Raw genomic sequence first — 18,444 nt, 5'->3', positions numbered from 1 at the left:
AGGTGTGTCTTCTTGTCGCTTTCAGGGGAAATTCGAAACGGAAGCCCCAAAAGCGAAGAAGGCCGGTTCCCTTGAACCGGCCTCCCCGAACTGAATTACTTCCGAAGACCCAGACGACCGATGAGCGTCGTGTAACGCTCGGCGTCCTGGCCTTTAAGATAGTCCAGCAGCTTGCGGCGCTGGTTTACCATCTTGATCAGACCGCGACGGGAATGGTGATCCCCTTTGTGGTCTTTGAAGTGTTCGGTCAAAGTAGCAATACGCGAGGAAAGAATTGCAACCTGCACCTCAGGGGAGCCGGTGTCGCCTTCTTTGGTAGCGTATTCTTTGATCAGTTCTTGTTTCCGTTCAGCAGTAATCGACATCGTCTTCTCCTACAAAAAAGTTACATATTGAAGACCCGCAAGGAGCGAATAGTGCCATGGGTGTTTTCAGCGACCGCCAGCGGCACGTCGCCGTCCATCAACACAAGCGTTCCTTGCTTGATCTCAGGCCTGAGGAGGGTCATGCCGCATCTGATGCGTTTCGCTTCCTCATCCGTCACGGCAACCGCCGGGATGTCGTCCAGCGCTGTCGTAATCGGACTTACATAGTCCTGAGCGGGCGCACTATGGCCCAACTCCTCCAGTTTTTCCAGTGAAATCGCGTCTTTAAGACCAAAGGGGCCAACGCGAAGGCGCCTCAGCGCCACCACATGGCCGCAGCTGCCCACAGCACGCGCGATATCGCGCGCCAGCGAGCGCACATAGGTGCCCTTGCCGCAGGTCACGTGAAAAGCTGCCTCACCCTTATCCAGATCGAAAGACACAAGGCTAAGCTCTTGAATTTCAACAGGTCTTGCCTTCAGCTCCACCAGTTCTCCGTCGCGCGCCAGCTTATAGGCACGCTGGCCATCCACCTTGATGGCGCTATAGGCCGGGGGGATTTGCTCAATCGAACCGGTAAAGCGCGGCAGAACCTCAAGAATTTCGTCTTCAGCCGGGATACGGCCGCCGGATTCGATAATTTCGCCTTCAAGGTCGTCCGAATCGGTCGCGGTGCCGAATTTCACGGTAAACGCATACTCTTTCGAGGCGTCCACGATGAAAGGCATGGTTTTGGTGGCTTCCCCAAGCCCGATGGGCAGGACGCCGCTGGCGAGCGGGTCCAGCGTACCACCATGGCCCACCTTCTGCGCCTTGGTCAGGAATTTCACCTTGCCGACAACGCCCGAGCTTGTGATGCCGAGCGGCTTGTCGATCACCAGCCAGCCGTCAACCTTGATGCCCTTCTTGCGCCGGGCCACGCCTACTCTTCCTCGTCCTTGTGGTCGAGGTCGCGGGTCACGCGCGGATCACGGAGTAGCGCGTCGATATGGCTGGCTTCGTCGAAGCTTTCGTCCAGCTTGAACTTGAGCCGCGGCATATATTTCATATGCACGACCTTGCTCATTTCACCGCGGATGAAAGCGCTGTTACGGTTCAGGGCCTTGGTGATCTTCAGCTCAGGGTCGCCGCCAAGCGGCATCACGAACACCGTGGCGTTCCTGAGGTCCGGGCTTACACGCACTTCCGATACCGTCACGGATGCGCGGACCAGGTCAGGGTCCTGCACGTCACCGCGGGTCAGGATCGCGGAGATGGCGTGGCGCACGTTTTCGCCCACACGCAACAGGCGCAGGCTTGGCTCGCCGGAATGAGAAGACTTAGACATCGATAGTTCCTTAAAACAGCGGAGGGCGGCCCCAACAGGCCACCCCTCCAAACACTCTTAACGGGCTGCTGGTCGCAGGCTTAAAGCTTGCGCTCCATTTCCTCCAGCTCGTAAACCTCGAGAACGTCACCAGCCTTGAAGTCATGGTAATTCTCGAACGTCAGGCCACATTCCTGGCCCGCGCGAACTTCTTTCACATCATCCTTGAAGCGGCGCAGGTTCTCGATCTGGCCTTCGTAGATGATCACATCGTCACGCAGGATACGGGCCTTGAGGTCGTTGCGGATCGAGCCTTCGACCACGAAACAGCCTGCAGCCTTGCCGGCCTTGCCAGCCTGGAAGGCTTCGCGGATTTCCGCCTGACCAATCACATTCTCTTTGTACTCCGGACCCAGCTGACCAGCCATCGCCGCTTTCACGTCGTCGATCAGGTCATAGATCACGGAATAATATTTGATGGTGATGCCTTCGGCTTCGGCTGCTTCGCGCGCCTGTTTGTTCGGGCGTACGTTGAAGCCGATAACCAGCGCGTGGCTGGCCTGGGCAAGCGTGATATCGGATTCGGTGATACCACCCACAGCACCGTGAATAACACGGCACTGGATGTCGTCGTTGCCGGCTTTTTCAAGCGCCTGGGTAATGGCTTCCACCGAGCCCTGCACGTCGCCCTTGATGACAACTTCGAACGTCTGCAGGCCTTCGTTTTCCTTCATCTGCGTGAAGATGCTCTCCAGCGTCTTCGGCGCAGCGGCAGCAGCCTGGCGTTTCTTGCGGTTCTGGTCCTGGCGATAAGACGTCACCTCACGGGCACGGCTTTCGTTGTCCACCACTGCGAACTCGTCACCAGCGTCTGGTGTGCCGTTCAGGCCAAGCACTTCCACCGGCACACTTGGGCCGGCTTCCTGTACCTGATCACCCTTGTCGTTAATCAGCGCGCGTACCCGGCCCCATTCAGCACCGGCCACGAAGATGTCACCCACACGGAGCGTACCGCGCTGTACCAGAACCGTGGCAACAGGGCCGCGGCCTTTATCAAGCTTGGCTTCAACAACCACACCTTCAGCCGACCGGTTCGGGTTGGCTTTCAGTTCGAGAATTTCAGCCTGCAGGGCGATGGCTTCTTTCAGTTTGTCGAGGCCGTCGCCGGTTTTGGCGGACACTTCAACTTCCTGAACGTCACCCGAGAAGCTCTCGGTCACCACTTCATGCTGCAGCAGTTCATTGCGCACGCGATCAGGGTTCGCGCCTTCACGGTCCATCTTGTTGATGGCCACGATGATCGGAACCTCAGCCGCTTTGGCGTGGTTGATGGCTTCAATGGTTTGCGGCATCACGCCGTCGTCAGCAGCCACCACCAGGATCACGATATCGGTCGCACTTGCACCGCGTGCCCGCATCTGGGTAAAGGCGGCGTGGCCAGGTGTGTCGAGGAAGGTGATTTTGCTGTCATTCACGCTAACCTGATAGGCACCGATATGCTGAGTGATGCCACCGGCTTCGCCCGACACAACATTGGCTTTACGGAGCGCATCAAGAAGCGAGGTCTTACCATGGTCAACGTGGCCCATAACGGTCACGATTGGCGCACGCGGCAGCAGTTCGCCCTCTTGGTCCTCACCGCCGGTGAGGCCGATTTCGACGTCAGCGTCAGAAACGCGCTTCGGCGTGTGGCCCATTTCCTGAACCACCAGCTCGGCGGTATCCTGGTCCAGAACCTGATTGATGGTTGCCATCACGCCAAGGCCCATCAGAACCTTGATCACGGCAACGGCTTTTTCAGCCATCCGGTTCGCCAGTTCCTGAACGGTAATTGCTTCAGGGATAGTTACTTCGCGAGCCTGGCGCGTTTGCTGCTGGCCACCGCCCATCTCGGCCTGACGTTTCTTGGCTTGTGCCCGCTTGTAAGCTGCGAGCGAACGCTGGCGTTCACCGTCACCCATGGCGCTTGAGATGGTCAGGCGGCCACCCTTGCGGCGGTCGTCGCCACGGCCACGGCCACGCTGGTTGCGATCATCGCCGCCCGGGCCTGCCTTGCGTTCCTTGCCGCGCTTCTGCTTGCCTTTGCGCGCATCGTCATCGCCACCAGCAGCCTGACGGGCTTCGCTTGCTTTCTTAAGCTGCACAGCGCGGGCTTCAAGTTCAGCTTTCTTGCGGGCTTCCGCTTCAGCCTTTTCCTTAACCTTCAGCTCTTCTTCAGCTTTCTTGGCGGCATCCGCTTCTGCCTTCTTCGCAGCTTCGGCAGCTTTCTTCTTCTTCGCGTCCTCTTCGGCGCGGGCACGGGCGTCAGCCTCGTCATCGTGCGCGGCCTCTGCCGCCGCAGCTTCCGCAGCTTCACGCTTCTTGCGCTCGGCGGCCTCCGCAGCTTCACGGGCTTCGCGCTCGGCTTTTGCTTTGGCTTCTTCTTCAGCGCGTTTTTGCGCTTCCTCAAGAGCCTTCAGGCGGGTTTCGTGCTCGGTATTTGAAAGCTTACCTGCACCTTCGCCTGCTGGTTTTTTCGGAACGTAAGTCTTTTGCTGCGGCTTTGGTGCCGCCGGCGTTGCCTCAGGGGCTGCGGCATCGGTCGCGCCCTTCTTGAGGATACGCTTCTTCTTGCGCTCAACAACGACTGCCTTGCTACGCCCATGGCTGAAGCTTTGACGAACTTGGCCGGTCTCAACCCCCTTACCTACGCCAAGGGTGCCGCGTCCAGACAGTGTCAGTTTCTTTTCGTCAGTCATACTAATCTTCGTTCCTCTGCCCTTCATCATGAGAGGGCGCTTCACTGATCAGCGGGCCTAGCCCGCGCATTCCATAAAGCCGACCAAAATCGACCTTAAGCCTGTCCGTGCCGCCGCTTTCCATCAGCAGCACATGTACCACATTTTCCCGACCGAGCGCACCTGAGAGCGCTTCACGGTCAAAGATAGCCACTTCCGGCACGTCCGTGCCAACTGCGGCCTTGATCTTTCGCCGACCATCCTCGGCGCCGTCTGTCGCAGTCACCAGAAGCGCCGGCTTGCCGGTGCCTTTCTTGGTAAGCGCGGCCTTGATCTTGTCAAAGCCTGTTACCAGGTGGCCTGCGCGTTGTTCCAGACCCATGCGGTCCAGACAGCGGCGCTCAAGCAAGCGGTCGATCGTCGCACCAAGGTCCTGGGGCACCGCACTTTTCTGCACTTGTGCCTTCAGGGACCGGCTGGCCGCTTTTGCAAGCTGGCCACTTTCGACCGCCTGGTCGATCATTGCCCGGTCAGCGGTAATCCACATACCGCGCCCGGGCAACCGGGCTGCCACGTCCGGCACCAAAGTGCCATCGGGGCTTACCATCAGCCTGACCAGAGTGTCCTCGGATGCAGGCTGCATCGTTAGTATACACCGCCGTTCGCGCATTTTCTGCTCCAACCTGCGGCGCTGAGGAGACCTTAGGCCTCCTCGCCTTTAGTTTCTTCCGCCGCTTCTTCTGCGACTTCTTCTGCTGCTTCTTCAGCTTCAGCAGCCTCTTCGGAAGCTTCCTCAGCTTCCTCAGCGCCACCAAATGCTTCTTCAGCAGAAATCCAGCCAAGAACAACGCGGGCAGACATGATCATGTCGCTTGCTTCTTCTTCGGTCAGACCGAAGTCGCGCAGGATGCCGTCTTCCTTGCTTGTCAGCTCATCCGCTGCACAGCCTGCGAAGTCCTCAAGGGTTTTAACCTCGTCTTCACCCAGCTTCACAAGCATCTGCGGCGTCAGACCTTCAACGTCGGCCAGATCGTCAGAAACGCCCATCTCGATCCGCTTCTCGTCTGCAGCACGTGCTTCGGCTTCCAGGAAGTCGCTCGCGCGGCGCTGAAGCTCAGCAACCAGATCGTCGTCGAAGCCTTCAACGGCCAGAAGCTCTTCAGGCTCAACGTAGGCGATCTCTTCCACTTCGGTGAAGCCTTCAGCCACCAGAAGGTGTGCCAGCGTATCGTCCACATCCAGGGCTTCAACAAAGCGCTTGGATTGGGTCATGAATTCTTCCTGGCGGCGTTCGCTTTCTTCCGCTTCGGTCATGATGTCAATGGTCCAGCCCGTGAGCTGCGATGCCAGGCGCACGTTCTGGCCACGACGGCCGATCGCGAGCGACAGCTGATCGTCAGGCACAACCACCTCAACGCGGGAGCGCTCTTCGTCCAGAACCACCTTGGACACTTCCGCAGGCTGCAGCGCGTTCACGATGAAGGACGCCACATCAGGGGACCAAGGAATAATGTCGATCTTCTCGCCCTGCAGTTCGTTCACAACGGCCTGCACACGGCTACCGCGCATACCAACGCAGGCGCCAACAGGGTCTATGCCCGGGTCGTTGGAGATCACGGCGATCTTCGCACGGCTGCCCGGATCACGGGCCACGGAGCGAATCTCGATAATGCCATCATAGATCTCCGGCACTTCCTGTGCAAACAGGGCTGCCATGAATTCCGGCTTGGTGCGGGACATGAAGATCTGCGGGCCACGGTTTTCGCGGCGCACTTCATAGATGTAACCGCGGATACGTTCGTTCTGGCGGATATGCTCGCGCGGGATCACCTGGTCGCGGCGCATGATGGCTTCCGCGCGGCCCAGATCCACAATCACGTTGCCATATTCAACGCGCTTGACGACGCCGGTGATGGTTTCACCCACCCGGTCCTTAAACTCGTCATACTGGCGCTGGCGCTCGGCGTCGCGCACCTTCTGCACAATCACCTGCTTGGCGGTTTGGGCTGCGATACGACCGAAATCCATTGGCGGCAGGCTGGACGCCAGATAATCGCCGATCTCGGCGTCCGGCTTGTCTTCCTTGGCATCTTCCAGGCTGATTTCCACAGCAGGGTTTTCAACCTCCTCGACAACCTCGAGAACGCGGAACAGGCGAATGTCGCCAGTGTTCTTGTCGATCTGCGCCCGGATTTCGTTTTCAGCGCCATAGCGGGAACGAGCCGCCTTTTGGATCGCTTCTTCCATGGCCTCAAGAACGATGTCCTTGTCGATCGCTTTTTCACGTGCCACGAGATCTGCGATCTGCAGCAATTCCAACCTGTTTGCACTGACAGCAGCAGCCATCATCTTTACTCCGTCGCTTTCAGAGCGTGGCGCCCAATTGGCCCACACCAGCAAAAAACCTTATGTGTTCGTCCCGTCAGGGTTCGCCTGAGCCTTTGCATCCTTCTGCACAGCCTCAAGAAGTTCATCGGTAAGGAGCAGCTTCGCTTTCGAGATGCCGTCAAAATCGAGCTCGACCACACCCTCGTCTGTTTCCAGCGTCACCACATCGTCCTTGAACGATGTCATGCGCCCCCGGAAACGGCGACGGCCATCCATCTGCTCTTCCATTTCGACCTTCACTTCAAAGCCCACCCAGCGCTCGAAATCCTTGCGCCTTGTGAGCGGACGGTCGATCCCTGGTGAGCTTACCTCAAGAAGATATTCACCAGGCAATGGATCCTCGACATCCAGAATGAGCGAAAGCTCGCGAGACAAGGTTGCGCAATCATCAACCCCCATGGTGCCATCGGGCCTTTCCGCCATTACCTGCAGCGTTGGCTTGCGGCCACCGCCATAGGTTACGCGAACAAGTTCAAACCCAAGAGCTTCAACGGTTGGTTCGATGAGATCAGCAATGTTTGTCGCAGCGTCGCTCACTAGTCCTGTCCTTTCACACTTCACGTCGGGCCGAACACCATGGCCCACTACGTTCTAGGTATGGGTTATCGCGGGCAGTGGGCCGAAGCCCACTCCTGGAATAATCAACCAATACTCTAGGAGAAGCGGGCCCTGTATACAGCGAACCCGCCTTTGGGGCAAGCCCGAATCTAACCACTTTGCCTAACGGGCTTCTGGCACTTCTGCGCGGGGAATTCTGCGGAAGCGGAAATAGGTAGCGCGGCCTTCAAGCGCCTTTACTTCATAGCGGGTTTCCGGCCAGTCATCCGGGCGGGTGAGCCAGTCCTGCGGGCCTTCGGCGAGCCATTCGAAATCATCGCGCTCAGCCATCTGAAGCATGGTCCATTCGCGGTAGATCGGATGGTCCGTACCAACGCGGAATTCTGCACCGTCCTTCATGATTCGCGCAAGGTCATCCAGGTTATGCTGGTTGACGAACCGGCGGCGGGCATGGCGGGTTTTGGGCCATGGGTCCGGATGCAGCAGAAACAGGCGGTCAACGGATGCGTCCGGCAGCTTCCAGATCACGTGCCGCGCGTCGTCGCCATAGACACGGATATTCTGGATGTCGTTTTCCTCGATGTGGGTTAACAGGCCAACCACACCATTAAGGTAAGGTTCGCATCCGATCAGCGACACGTCGGGGTGTGCCTGCGCCTGCCAGGCCAGGTGCTCGCCCTTACCGAAACCGATCTCCAGCCACAGCTCCTTCACCGGCTTGCCAAAGACCTTGTCCACATCCAGCACATCATTCTCGCCGTCCGGCACGTCAACCGAGATCGTCGGCAGAAAGTCGTCCAAGAGCGCTTGCTGGCGCTGCGAGAAGCTCTGTCCCTTGCGGCGCCCGAAAAAGCGCTGCTCTGGCAGTTTGAACTGCTTGATGTCTGTGTCTTTGTCGCTCATGGCCGCCCCTATAGCGCAAACGGGCCCTATGACAAAGCCCCTTTTGTGCCCTTTTGCGCGTGGTGTGCCCTTTTTCAGGGTGTATGATCGCGCCGCCAACAATAGATCACTCGGGCGAGGGCGATCAGGGAACACAAGAGTGTCGCCAGGATGATCCGTGTGCCCGTGGAAAGCGGCGGGACGTCGATCGCCTTGGGAAGCGGGCTGTCCATGATGCCTTCGCGCCCTACCGGCATGCTTGAAAGCGTCCTGCCGTACCCGTCAATCACCGCGCTCACGCCCGTGGATGCCGCGCGCACGAGGGGCAGGCCTTCCTCGATCGCACGCATACGGGCAAGGGCCAGATGCTGGTACGGCCCTTCGGTCGCGCCGAACCAGGCGTCATTGGTGATGTTCAAAATCCATTCTGGCCGGTCGCGCCGGTCAATGACTTCCCCAGGGAAGACCGCTTCATAGCAGACCAGCGGTGAAAAGCCGGGCGTGCCGGGTAGTGCCACCGTCTGGCGCCTGCGACCGGCCGTCCAGGCGCTTCCGCCGGTCAACTGGCTGAGGCCAAGCTTTTTTAGCAGGTTTTCAAAGGGCAGATATTCGCCAAACGGCACCAGATGCACTTTGTCATAACGGGCATAAAGGTCAGCGCTTGAATTCAGCGCGAACAGGCTGTTGTAATAATCATAGCCGTCTTCCGTGCGCACATAGCGGGGTGCGCCGGTGATGGCGAACGAGCCATATTCCAGAAGCTTCGACATGCGCCAGCGGTGGATCGATCCATCGCGGTCAAAGCTTTCCGTCTGAACTGCGGTCTCGGGCCAGATCAGGAGGCGCACGCCCTTGGCTTTACCGTCCGGGTCTGCGGCGCGCGACAGGCTCATATGTTTATCGAAATGATCCTCGATCAAATAGGAAAGCCACTTTTCGCTTTGCTTCACATTGGCCTGCACCAGCCGCATGGAAATGCCCAGGTGATAGTGGGTCTGCCCCGCTTCAAGCCGCAGATAGCCCGCAACAGACAGACCGACAAAGGCAAGCACCGCCAATGCGGGAGGCAGGATGGTTCTTTGCCAAGCCCCTCCATCAAGCAGCATGACAAACGAACCGGCGACCAGCACGGTCAGGAATGTCAGGCCATAGACGCTGATATAGTAGCTGCTCTGAGCAACCGGCAGCCATTCGGCCCATGCGGCCCCCACGAGATGCCACGGAAAGCCGGTAAACCACATGCCGCGTGCCACCTCAAAAAGAGTCCAGACAGCCGCAAACAACAGAACCCTGAACCAACCAGCGCACCAGAGCTTGCGGCAGATCACGAATATGATGGCGACATAGAGCGACAGCAGCGCGGACAATCCAAGAATGGCGATGGGTGCGAGGATGACAGGCACGGCCTGTTGCTGCGTGAAGGAATAGCCAATCCAGTTGAGCCCTACGGCGAAAAGGCCGAAACCGGCCCACCAGCCGTAGGCAAAAGCCTGCACACTGTTCCTTGAGCGGTCAATAAGGGCGATCATCAATGGGATGGCGATGAACAGAAGCGGGAAGAAATTCGCTGGCGCGAAAGTGCGCGACAGAAGAACACCCAGAAGAAACGCAAAGGCATGCATGGCATAACTGCTGCGTTTATCCAGCCAATCAAAAAGGCGCGCCAGTTGCGCGCCCAGCATGGACTGATCCCGACTTTGATCGTTCATTGGCTACTCTGCCTGTTCTCGCCAGTTCTTATCAATTATTCTTGTCAGGCGCCTCTGGTGCGCCCTTAGTCGTCGGCTGCCTGCGAGGTCTCTTCCGTACCCACATGGATCCGCACCCTGTGAATCCTGCGCGGATCGGCATCAACCACCTCGAATCGGTAACCGCTTTCATGGACCATAACCTCACCAATCTCAGGCACGCAACCCGCGAGTGAGAAGACAAGCCCGCCGACTGTATCCACGTCCTCGTCCAATTCTTCGGGCAGAAGGTCCACACCGATCACTTCTTCAAGTTCGTCAACCTCAAGCCGAGCGTCTACGTCATAGCCGCCGCCTTCAAGTGGGGTGATGTACGGGTCTTCTATCTCGTCATGCTCGTCTTCGATCTCACCAAAGATTTCCTCGACGATATCTTCAACGGTCAACAGGCCATCGGTTCCACCATATTCATCAACCACCATGGCCATATGAGTGCGCGACAGGCGCATCTTGGCCAGAAGGTCGATCACTTTCATCGATGGCGGCACAAAAAGAACCGGTCGCTGGATATTGGAGACCTTGAAGTCTTCGCCGACTTCGCCGTGTGCCGTTGCCTTGAGCGCATCCTTTACATGCACCATGCCCAGAACGGTATCGAGCGTTTCGCGGTAGACCGGCATTCGGGAATGGTTGGCCTCAGCGAACACCTTGATCAGATCATCATAGGCAATATCAGCAGCGACCCCCACGATATCGGCGCGGGGGACCATCACATCATCTACCCTGAGCGCCCCATAACGGAGTACATTGAAGAGCATCTCACGCTCTTCCTCCCCCAGGGCCTGCCCACGGGTTTCTTCTTCATGTTCCTCGATCGCCTCCTCTAGGCTTTCACGCAGGCTGACTTCGCTGGCCCGAAACCCTAACAGGTCTCTTATCGTACGCCAGAAGCCGCCCTGCCCCTTTGAGGAGGCGCTGCCACTATCGCCCGAAGGCGAACTTGCCGATTGGTCTGTCACTCTTTGTCGTCCATCATTCATCAGGAAGGGCATAAGGATCACTGATCCCAAAACCCGCCAAAATTTCGCGTTCCAGAGCTTCCATCTCTTCCGCGTCTTCTTCTTCGATATGGTCAAAACCCATCAAATGTAAAACCCCATGCACCGATAAATGTGCAAGATGGTGATGCACCTGTTTGTTTTGCTCGGCCGCTTCTTTGACCACAACCGGCCCCGCGATCACCAGATCACCCAGCATGACGGGCGGTCCGCCCGCCTCGGCCTGATCAAAAGCGTCCATCAGATCGTCGGGATCAACACCGGGGAAAGAAAGCACATTCGTTGGCTTGTCCTTGCCGCGATACTCCCGGTTCAACGCTTGGCTTTCATCGTTGCCAACGATCCGGACGCTGAGCTCCATCGGCACGCGGGTGCGGGCAATGGTCTCGAAAAGCGCCGCGCTCACAGCAGCCTCAATCACTGGCCGCACGAAGGCCGCCTCACCAAGGCTTTCATCCAGAAGATCGAAATCGAAGGTGAGGCCAGGCAGTGCATCAAGGCCCGCCCGGCCGGGGATACTCGGTGAAGGATCGTCGCTCATCTCTCTACCTTGACTGCTCCTAGCGTCCGTCTTCATCGCCGTAAGCTTCTACGATCCGCCCAACCAGCGGATGGCGCACTACGTCTTTCTCGGTGAAGCGGGTAACGGCGATGCCGTCCACACCCTTCAGTATATCAAGTGCGTCCCGGAGACCCGAACGCGTACCGCGCGGCAGGTCCACCTGGGTCACGTCCCCGCATATGGCCATCCGGCTGTTCTCGCCAAACCGGGTCAAGAACATTTTCATTTGCATGGGCGTAGTGTTTTGGGCCTCATCAAGAATGACAAAGGCGTTCGCCAGCGTCCGGCCCCGCATATAGGCCAAAGGCGCGATCTCGATCTGCCCGGAGGCGATGCGCTTTTCCACCTGTTCGGCGGGCATCATATCATAGAGCGCGTCGTATAGTGGCCGCAGGTAAGGGTCTACCTTGTCTTTCAGATCGCCCGGCAGAAAACCAAGGTTTTCGCCCGCTTCCACCGCGGGGCGGCTGAGGATAATACGGTCGATCTCACCCGAGAGCATCCTCGCCACCGCCATGGCAACCGCCAGATAGGTCTTGCCGGTACCGGCAGGGCCAACACCGAACACCATGTCATGCTTGACGAGATTCTTGATATAGTCCGCCTGCCCCGGCGACCGTGGCATGATCACCCGGTTGCGGGTGGTGATCTTCATGTCCGCGTCCTTGGGCTTTACCACATCTGGGCGGGCGGAGATGGACTGTTCAATCGGCTCAAGCGGCACACCTTCCGCCATTCGGATCGCCCCGTCTACCTCACCGACATCCACAGGCTGGCCGCGGCGCGCCATGTCATAGAGATCAGCAAGCACAGATCGCGCGACTTCGGCGCGCTCAGGCGTGCCTTCAATTGCGATCCTGTTGCCGCGGTTGATCAGCACAACCCCGAGCCGCTGTTCGATGCGGGTCAGGTTTCTGTCATGCTGGCCAAATACGACGGCCGCTAGTCGGTTGTCTTCGAATTCAACCACTTTCTTGTGGCTGGATGATGAGGCGCCCGGTCGGGCGGAAGCTGAGCTTGCCTTGGCGTACATATTGTGCTGTTTGCGGCTCCTTGATTGCCGCGCCATGCCTTTAGTGCAGGGCGCTGACAAGTTCCCCTTTAAGGCTGTTAGGGCCGGCTTCAACGATTTTCACCCGCACCAACTGCCCCATAAAGTCAGTGTATGGCTTATCGCCTGCCACGTCCAGCGCATTGTCACCCTTTGTCAGATCGACATGAACCGACTGCAGGTAAGGGCTGCGCCCCAGAAGCTGCCCTGGCTGCTTGCCCTCGCGCTCCAGAAGCACATCCATTTCCTGACCGATGCTGTTTTCATTGAACTCCAGCTGGTGCTCGTTCAGCAGCGCCTGAAGGCGCGCGAGCCGCTCGGATTTCACTTCTTCCGGCACCTGATCTTCGTTCACGCTTGCGGGCGTGCCAGGACGCGGACTGTATTTGAAGCTGTAGGCCTGGGCGTATTTCACCCGGCGAACGAGATCCAGCGTTGCTTCGAAATCTTCATCGGTTTCACCTGGGAAACCAACGATGAAATCGCTTGAGAGCGCCAGGTCGGGCCGCGCTTCGCGCAGACGGTCGATGATCTCGAAATATTCATCGCGCGTATGCTTGCGGTTCATGGCTTCCAGAATGGCGTCCGAGCCGCTTTGAACCGGCAGATGCAGGTAAGGCATGCAGGACTTAATATCCCGGTGAGCGTCAATCAGCTCCTGGTCCATATCGCGCGGGTGCGATGTGGTATAGCGGATACGGCCAAGCCCTTCGATCTTGTCGAGCGCCTTGATCAGACCGCCGAGTGTCATGGTGCCGCCATTGCCGTCGTCACCGTGATAGGCATTCACATTCTGGCCAAGAAGCGTGATTTCCACGACGCCCTTGTCCACCAAGGCCTGCGCTTCCTTGAGCACATCGGCCACCGGGCGGCTGTATTCCGCACCGCGGGTATAAGGCACCACGCAGAAAGCACAGAATTTATCGCAGCCTTCCTGAATGGTCAGAAAAGCCGCCGGGCCGTCGAAATCACTGTCGGTCGGCAGGTGGTCAAACTTGGTATCAATGGGAAATTCGGTGTCGAGAACGCGTGCAGACCGGCGACCACCGGTGCGCTGCTCTTCGGCAGACTTCAGCATGTCAGGCAAGCGGTGGTAGGTCTGGGGCCCGAGCACCATGTCGATCGCTGGCGCACGTTTCATCATCTCCGGACCTTCGGCCTGAGCCACACAGCCTGCGACTGCGATGTACATATTCTTGCCTTCAGCCGCCTTGGCATCTTTTTCCGCACGAAGGCGACCGATTTCCGAATAGACCTTTTCCGCCGCTTTTTCGCGGATATGGCAGGTGTTCAGGATCACAAGGTCAGCGCCGTCAGCCTGGTCCACCACTTCATAGCCGTGGGGCTTCAGCACGTCAGCCATACGCTTGCTGTCATAGACATTCATCTGGCAACCATAGGTCTTGATGAAAACTTTTTTACTCAAGGTCTCTGCTCCTGCCGCAGCTTGTGTCCTGCCGGGTTACCAGCCCGGCGTGAAAAAGGTGCCGGAACCTAGTCCAGACACCCCTTGAGAGTCAAGAATTGCCAACGGATAGCGCTATTATCAGAACACGCTGCCTCAGGCGGGTTCGGCGCCATTGTCGAGAAGTTCGCCTTCGCCGTCACCTGTTGCAGGCAAAAGGCCTCCATGATCGCGCGGCCCAAGGCGCATTTCCGCCCGGTGCGCACGCTCCAGCCCCAGGCGCACTTCCTGCTCGCAGTAAGCTGCGAGCGCCTTCCTGGATCCGGCCTCAGCAAGGGTGATCGGCGCATGAAATTCGATAATCGCCTCAATGCGGGCACGTCCCATCGCCTGCCTTAGGTGCTGGAACAATTCCACATCCCCAAGCCAGGCAACCCATGGCTTCTGGGACCGTACAAGCGGCATGCCGTTCACTTCGGTGTAGGCCAGTGTCACAGGCTGGATAAGAAGATCATGATCGCATGCCTCATCTGCCCGCTCCGCTACAGAAAAAAGAGCGGATTTGAAGGGTGCCACATTCATGCCGTCAGTGGACGTGCCTTCTGGGAACAGGATCAGGCTATGCCCCTCCTGTACGCGGTCAACAAGCGCATCCCGCTGCTTGAGGCTGTCGGTACGGCGCATGCGGTTTACGAAAATCGTTTTATGCAGGTTGCACATGGTCCCGATAAAGCCCCAGCCCGCCACCTCGGATTTTGCGATGAAACTGGCGTTTTCCAAATGGCCGCCGAGCACGGGAATATCCAGCCAGGAAATATGATTGGCTGCATAGAGCACTGATCCCTTGTGGACCAGGTGGGCATCTGCGTTGCGCTTACTTATGCGTACTCTGACGCCAAGGATTTGGCACATAGTCCGGTGCCAAAGGCCCGCAACGGGCCACCATGTCCGTGGGAAGAATTTCACCATGATATATTGAAGCGGCAAGAGCGGGATGGACGCAACAATAACGGCAAGCAATCTCATAAAGCCGAGGAAGGTCCAGCCTTCCGCATCCAGATTGGCTCTAAGCCCGCCATATTCCTCCGCCATATCCTACTCCGTGCCCGACCCAGTGGGCGGCTCTTACTTGTCCTTGATAGGCACGCCGTAGAGCTCCATTCTGTGGTCAACCAGACGGTAGCCCATCTTGCGCGCTATCTCTTCCTGCAACTTTTCTATTTCATCATTGTGAAACTCGAGCACTTCGCCCGTTTCCACGTTGATCAAATGATCATGATGTTCGTCTGATACCGGCTCATACCGTGAACGGCCGTCGCGAAAATCATGACGCTCCAGGATGCCTGCCTCTTCAAAAAGGCGCACCGTACGGTATACGGTCGCGATGCTGATGCCCTCATCAATCGCAGTCGAACGGCGATACACCTCTTCAACGTCCGGGTGGTCATCGGCTTCGGTAAGAACCTGGGCGATCACGCGTCGCTGATCCGTCATCCGCATGCCTTTCTGCAGGCACAGGTCCTCAATGTTTGGATGATCCGTAGTCATGACCTCAAGACACTCCTGATAGCTTCTGAATTATTGCTGGAATATGTCCGGAAGATGGCACAGCAGGGGCGTGCACGCAACCCATGCATGCCGCCTTTTGTACGCTTCTGTCGCGGAGATTGACCCGACAGGAATAAAAGCCCTGAAACAGGCTATTTTTTTCGGCTGCGCCCCAGCCCGATTTTTTTCGCCAGCTCACGCCGTTGCTTGGCGTAATTTGGCGCAACCATCGGATAATCGGCAGGAAGACCCCAACGTTCCCGATAATCTTCGGGCGACATATCATATTGAGTTTCAGGTGCCGTTTGAGCATCTTGAGCTTCTTACCGTCCTCAAGACAAATCATATAGTTAGGCGTAATCGACTTCTTGATCGGCACAGCCGGGTCAGGCCTGGCTTCCTGTCCTGTGGTGCCTGCTCCCAATTGTTGGAGCGTCTTGAAAACCTGTTCAATGAGTTGCGGCAGCTCAGCTACTGCCACGGAATTGTTAGCGACATGCGACGAGACGATCTCGGCCGTCAGCCCCAACAATTCTTCCTTCAATACTTCTTTTTGTTCCATAACCCTCATTCCAGCTCGCCAGATGGTCTGGAGCCAATTCTCTGTTTGGCTTTACAAAAGCTGACCGCAGATGAGATAAGCATCCCGTGCAATCAAAGGGCCACCCATATGCAACGCCACAACCTGACAGACTTTCTAGATTTGCGCGGCGCCACATGCCCCATGGCTTTTGTCAAAACAAAACTCCACCTGGACCAAGTTTCACCCGGAGGAACAACAACCGTTGTTTTCGAACAGTCCCCAGGAAACGAACCTCTGATCCGTTCCATCTGCTCTTTGGGGCACACCATCCTGTCTGAAAAGACCATTGAGGCATCTTTCCTGACAGATGATGACGCTGTTACCGACATCCCTCCCCCAAGCGATGACGTACAATTAACCATCCTGGAAATCGAAGTAAAGAGATAAACAGTGTAATATCTTTATTTGGTTTGATTTGCCCTAGATATCTATAATCAAAGTCAAGCAAAGCGCATCCACCCTACTACCACTTTGAGTTTGATAATATTCCGGGCGGCGCCCGGATCGTCTGAAGCGCCTGCTTTCATAAAGCCTGATGGCCGCAGCATTGTCTTCGCGCACTTCCAGGAAAAAGCTTCTGACTTTTGCTGACGCCAGCGCCTGTATCGCCGCATCAAGCAATCGCCCACCCACGCCCTGTTTGCGGCACACAGGATCGACACCAATGGAAATCAGTTCGGCTTCATCACAGATGGTTCGGACCATCATGAAGCCAAGCGGACGGTCATCCTCGTGTGCGAAAAACACTTCTATACCGGGAGACTCTACCAGGTGGCGAAATTCGCCCGCAGACCAGGGCCGATCGCCCTGAGGGGAAAATGCCGCATCATGCAAGTCGGCCAGAATGCCGTATCCCGCGTCCCAGCCCTTCGGGAAGGGCGATATACTCAGCTCTGTCATGCCTCAACCGGCAAAAGGGCCTTGCCCTTCTTGGCGTCGGCTTCCCTGAGATAGGCTGGCTCTGGGGCGTGATCGGCCGGGTTCAGCTCGCGCGCCAGCCGTGCCAGAACCACCGGGTTCACCGCATCCTGGTCGCTCGACATATCCACAAGGGGCGCGCCGCTACCGACAACGATGCCCGGCTGCGCCGCAACTTTGGCCGCGATCACGTCGCCGTCCAGGCAAGCGGCATCACAGACGGGCCTGGGCAGGCCATCCGGGCTGACGCCCTCAAATGCCTGGTAAAACCCCTGGCCGCCACGGCCCATTACAATGGCATGAACAGCCGTGTCTGGATCCGCTCCGGCCTGCGCGGCCAAAACTGGCAGGCTCATCAGCCCGACGCACGGCAAACCTTTGCTGAGCGCCAGCCCACGTGCCACAGAAAGGCCGATCCTGAGACCCGTGAAGGTGCCGGGGCCCGTGCATACCGCGATGCGCGTCAGGTCCGCGTACCCTAGACCCGCTTCTGCCATCAATTCAGAAATCATGGGCAACAGGCGTTCGGCATGCCCCCGACCGATACGCTCCATACGACTGCCGAGAGGCTCCTCACCGCGCACCAGGGCTGCGGAACAAGTCCCTTCACAAGTATCAATGGCCAGCAGGATCGGATCGGTCACCAGGCTTCGTCCTTAAAGAATTTGCGCTGCCTCGTCGAAGTCGAAGCGTGGGCTGCGCGGGAAAATACGCTCGTCAGAACCATAGCCGATAGAGCACAAGAAGTTGGACTTAAAGGTGGTACCAGAGAAAAACTCCTTGTCCACACCTTCCTTGTCGAAACCGGACATCGGGCCGCAATCCAGCCCAAGGCTTCGGGCCGCCATGATCAGATACGCACCCTGCAGCGTACCGTTCCGGAAAGCTGTTTCCTCGCTGACGGCCGGATCGGCGAACCAGTTCTTGGCGTCTGGCTCGTGCGGGAAAAGCTTCGGCAGTTGATCGGCGAAAGCAGTGTCGGTGGCGATAATCGCCGTCACCGGCGCCTGCATCACCTTTTCCTTGTTGCCGTCCATCAGATGCGGGACCAGGCGTTCCTTGGCTTCCTTACTTTTCACAAATACAAAACGGGCAGGGCAGCAGTTGGCACTGGTCGGGGCCATTTTCAACAGGTCAAAAAGCGCCCTGACCTGGTCATCACTGACGTCGCGGTCGGTCCAGACATTAATGGTGCGTGCTTCTCGAAACAGCTGATCAAGCGCTGCATCATCCAGTTTATTGGACGGGGTAACGGCCATCTTGATTCCCTTTCCTATTATACTCTTCAAACGGTTGCCAATTCGGTTTCATATGAAACTTTATCGCCCCTCTTGCCAGTTTGCATGAAACAAGGCAAGACTGCGTATTGGTGATCGGCAACAGAATCGATCCCGGAACGCTAAATTAAGGGGGTC

Annotated in this window: 19 protein-coding genes and 1 pseudogene; 1 reads left to right on the top strand and 19 read right to left on the bottom strand. The window is 57.5% G+C overall.

Translation table 11 applies throughout. The annotated features are described in order from the left end of the window. Positions 1-95: 95 nt before the first annotated feature. From rpsO to ACFO5Q_RS12705, 16 genes and pseudogenes are all read right to left on the bottom strand, one after another. Positions 96-365, bottom strand: coding sequence for a 30S ribosomal protein S15 (rpsO, locus tag ACFO5Q_RS12780; RefSeq protein WP_068143217.1), 270 nt, complete (start codon positions 363-365; stop codon positions 96-98). A gap of 20 nt (positions 366-385) precedes the next feature. Next, complete coding sequence (gene truB, locus ACFO5Q_RS12775; protein WP_068143215.1) at positions 386-1,285, bottom strand: tRNA pseudouridine(55) synthase TruB; 900 nt, start codon at positions 1,283-1,285, stop codon at positions 386-388. Positions 1,286-1,287: 2 nt separating this feature from the next. After that, positions 1,288-1,692 (bottom strand): 30S ribosome-binding factor RbfA, encoded by a 405-nt coding sequence (gene rbfA, locus ACFO5Q_RS12770; protein ID WP_068143212.1) that lies wholly within the window; start codon positions 1,690-1,692, stop codon positions 1,288-1,290. Between the two features lie 80 nt (positions 1,693-1,772). Further along, positions 1,773-4,409, bottom strand: coding sequence for a translation initiation factor IF-2 (gene infB, locus ACFO5Q_RS12765; protein WP_068143210.1), 2,637 nt, complete (start codon positions 4,407-4,409; stop codon positions 1,773-1,775). A gap of 1 nt (position 4,410) precedes the next feature. Continuing rightward, positions 4,411-5,070, bottom strand: a complete 660-nt coding sequence (locus ACFO5Q_RS12760) for an RNA-binding protein (protein ID WP_269448940.1) — start codon at positions 5,068-5,070, stop codon at positions 4,411-4,413. Between the two features lie 20 nt (positions 5,071-5,090). Continuing rightward, positions 5,091-6,737 (bottom strand): transcription termination factor NusA, encoded by a 1,647-nt coding sequence (gene nusA / locus ACFO5Q_RS12755; protein WP_068144048.1) that lies wholly within the window; start codon positions 6,735-6,737, stop codon positions 5,091-5,093. A gap of 57 nt (positions 6,738-6,794) precedes the next feature. Further along, positions 6,795-7,313 carry a ribosome maturation factor RimP gene (gene rimP, locus ACFO5Q_RS12750; RefSeq protein WP_068143207.1) on the bottom strand — a complete coding sequence of 173 codons (519 nt, stop codon included), beginning with the start codon at positions 7,311-7,313 and terminating at the stop codon, positions 6,795-6,797. Between the two features lie 183 nt (positions 7,314-7,496). Next, the gene (gene trmB / locus ACFO5Q_RS12745; RefSeq protein WP_068143206.1) at positions 7,497-8,237 is read right to left on the bottom strand and encodes a tRNA (guanine(46)-N(7))-methyltransferase TrmB; all 741 of its coding nucleotides are present in this window, start codon (positions 8,235-8,237) and stop codon (positions 7,497-7,499) included. Positions 8,238-8,311: 74 nt separating this feature from the next. Further along, positions 8,312-9,925 carry an apolipoprotein N-acyltransferase gene (lnt, locus tag ACFO5Q_RS12740; protein ID WP_068143204.1) on the bottom strand — a complete coding sequence of 538 codons (1,614 nt, stop codon included), beginning with the start codon at positions 9,923-9,925 and terminating at the stop codon, positions 8,312-8,314. A 65-nt stretch (positions 9,926-9,990) separates the two neighbouring features. Continuing rightward, on the bottom strand, positions 9,991-10,923 hold the full coding sequence (locus ACFO5Q_RS12735) for a hemolysin family protein (RefSeq protein WP_231727041.1): 933 nt from the start codon (positions 10,921-10,923) through the stop codon (positions 9,991-9,993). Positions 10,924-10,936: 13 nt separating this feature from the next. Further along, positions 10,937-11,503: an rRNA maturation RNase YbeY gene (gene ybeY / locus ACFO5Q_RS12730; protein WP_082719629.1), complete on the bottom strand. Its 567-nt coding sequence runs from the start codon at positions 11,501-11,503 to the stop codon at positions 10,937-10,939. A gap of 19 nt (positions 11,504-11,522) precedes the next feature. Further along, complete coding sequence (locus ACFO5Q_RS12725; protein WP_231727040.1) at positions 11,523-12,593, bottom strand: PhoH family protein; 1,071 nt, start codon at positions 12,591-12,593, stop codon at positions 11,523-11,525. 4 nt (positions 12,594-12,597) lie between these two features. After that, entirely contained in the window at positions 12,598-14,001 is a 1,404-nt protein-coding gene (miaB, locus tag ACFO5Q_RS12720; protein ID WP_068143202.1) for a tRNA (N6-isopentenyl adenosine(37)-C2)-methylthiotransferase MiaB, read from the bottom strand. Between the two features lie 135 nt (positions 14,002-14,136). Further along, on the bottom strand, positions 14,137-15,072 hold the full coding sequence (locus ACFO5Q_RS12715) for a lysophospholipid acyltransferase family protein (protein WP_068143201.1): 936 nt from the start codon (positions 15,070-15,072) through the stop codon (positions 14,137-14,139). 33 nt (positions 15,073-15,105) lie between these two features. After that, the gene (locus tag ACFO5Q_RS12710) at positions 15,106-15,528 is read right to left on the bottom strand and encodes a Fur family transcriptional regulator (protein ID WP_068143199.1); all 423 of its coding nucleotides are present in this window, start codon (positions 15,526-15,528) and stop codon (positions 15,106-15,108) included. A 152-nt stretch (positions 15,529-15,680) separates the two neighbouring features. Then, a pseudogene (locus ACFO5Q_RS12705) lies at positions 15,681-16,090 on the bottom strand (MucR family transcriptional regulator). 108 nt (positions 16,091-16,198) lie between these two features. Between ACFO5Q_RS12705 and ACFO5Q_RS12700 the strand changes: the two are divergent. Beyond that, positions 16,199-16,498, top strand: a complete 300-nt coding sequence (locus tag ACFO5Q_RS12700) for a sulfurtransferase TusA family protein (RefSeq protein ID WP_156431835.1) — start codon at positions 16,199-16,201, stop codon at positions 16,496-16,498. 33 nt (positions 16,499-16,531) lie between these two features. On the opposite strand, the gene rimI is transcribed toward ACFO5Q_RS12700, so the two are convergent. From rimI to ACFO5Q_RS12685, 3 genes are read right to left on the bottom strand one after another with little or no spacing between them, the layout of a single operon-like run. Further along, positions 16,532-17,011, bottom strand: coding sequence for a ribosomal protein S18-alanine N-acetyltransferase (gene rimI, locus ACFO5Q_RS12695; RefSeq protein WP_068143195.1), 480 nt, complete (start codon positions 17,009-17,011; stop codon positions 16,532-16,534). Beyond that, on the bottom strand, positions 17,008-17,673 hold the full coding sequence (gene tsaB / locus ACFO5Q_RS12690) for a tRNA (adenosine(37)-N6)-threonylcarbamoyltransferase complex dimerization subunit type 1 TsaB (RefSeq protein WP_197420908.1): 666 nt from the start codon (positions 17,671-17,673) through the stop codon (positions 17,008-17,010). Before tsaB ends, rimI begins: the two co-directional genes overlap by 4 nt. 12 nt (positions 17,674-17,685) lie before the next feature. Then, complete coding sequence (locus tag ACFO5Q_RS12685; RefSeq protein WP_068143190.1) at positions 17,686-18,288, bottom strand: malonic semialdehyde reductase; 603 nt, start codon at positions 18,286-18,288, stop codon at positions 17,686-17,688. Positions 18,289-18,444 lie beyond the last annotated feature (156 nt).

This window comes from Kordiimonas lipolytica (genome assembly GCF_042651265.1).
Lineage (GTDB): Bacteria > Pseudomonadota > Alphaproteobacteria > Sphingomonadales > Kordiimonadaceae > Kordiimonas > Kordiimonas lipolytica.
This window is presented reverse-complemented; position numbering and strand designations above follow the sequence as displayed.

Bases quoted from the DNA above. Each gene is read 5' to 3' on its own strand.
- rpsO (WP_068143217.1), bottom strand. From the start codon at position 365: ATGTCGATTACTGCTGAACGGAAACAAGAACTGATCAAAGAATACGCT.
- rbfA (WP_068143212.1), bottom strand. From the start codon at position 1,692: ATGTCTAAGTCTTCTCATTCCGGCGAGCCAAGCCTGCGCCTGTTGCGT.
- infB (WP_068143210.1), bottom strand. From the start codon at position 4,409: ATGACTGACGAAAAGAAACTGACACTGTCTGGACGCGGCACCCTTGGC.
- nusA (WP_068144048.1), bottom strand. From the start codon at position 6,737: ATGATGGCTGCTGCTGTCAGTGCAAACAGGTTGGAATTGCTGCAGATC.
- trmB (WP_068143206.1), bottom strand. From the start codon at position 8,237: ATGAGCGACAAAGACACAGACATCAAGCAGTTCAAACTGCCAGAGCAG.
- lnt (WP_068143204.1), bottom strand. From the start codon at position 9,925: ATGAACGATCAAAGTCGGGATCAGTCCATGCTGGGCGCGCAACTGGCG.
- ybeY (WP_082719629.1), bottom strand. From the start codon at position 11,503: ATGAGCGACGATCCTTCACCGAGTATCCCCGGCCGGGCGGGCCTTGAT.
- ACFO5Q_RS12725 (WP_231727040.1), bottom strand. From the start codon at position 12,593: ATGGCGCGGCAATCAAGGAGCCGCAAACAGCACAATATGTACGCCAAG.
- ACFO5Q_RS12715 (WP_068143201.1), bottom strand. From the start codon at position 15,072: ATGGCGGAGGAATATGGCGGGCTTAGAGCCAATCTGGATGCGGAAGGC.
- ACFO5Q_RS12710 (WP_068143199.1), bottom strand. From the start codon at position 15,528: ATGACTACGGATCATCCAAACATTGAGGACCTGTGCCTGCAGAAAGGC.
- ACFO5Q_RS12700 (WP_156431835.1), top strand. From the start codon at position 16,199: ATGCAACGCCACAACCTGACAGACTTTCTAGATTTGCGCGGCGCCACA.
- rimI (WP_068143195.1), bottom strand. From the start codon at position 17,011: ATGACAGAGCTGAGTATATCGCCCTTCCCGAAGGGCTGGGACGCGGGA.
- ACFO5Q_RS12685 (WP_068143190.1), bottom strand. From the start codon at position 18,288: ATGGCCGTTACCCCGTCCAATAAACTGGATGATGCAGCGCTTGATCAG.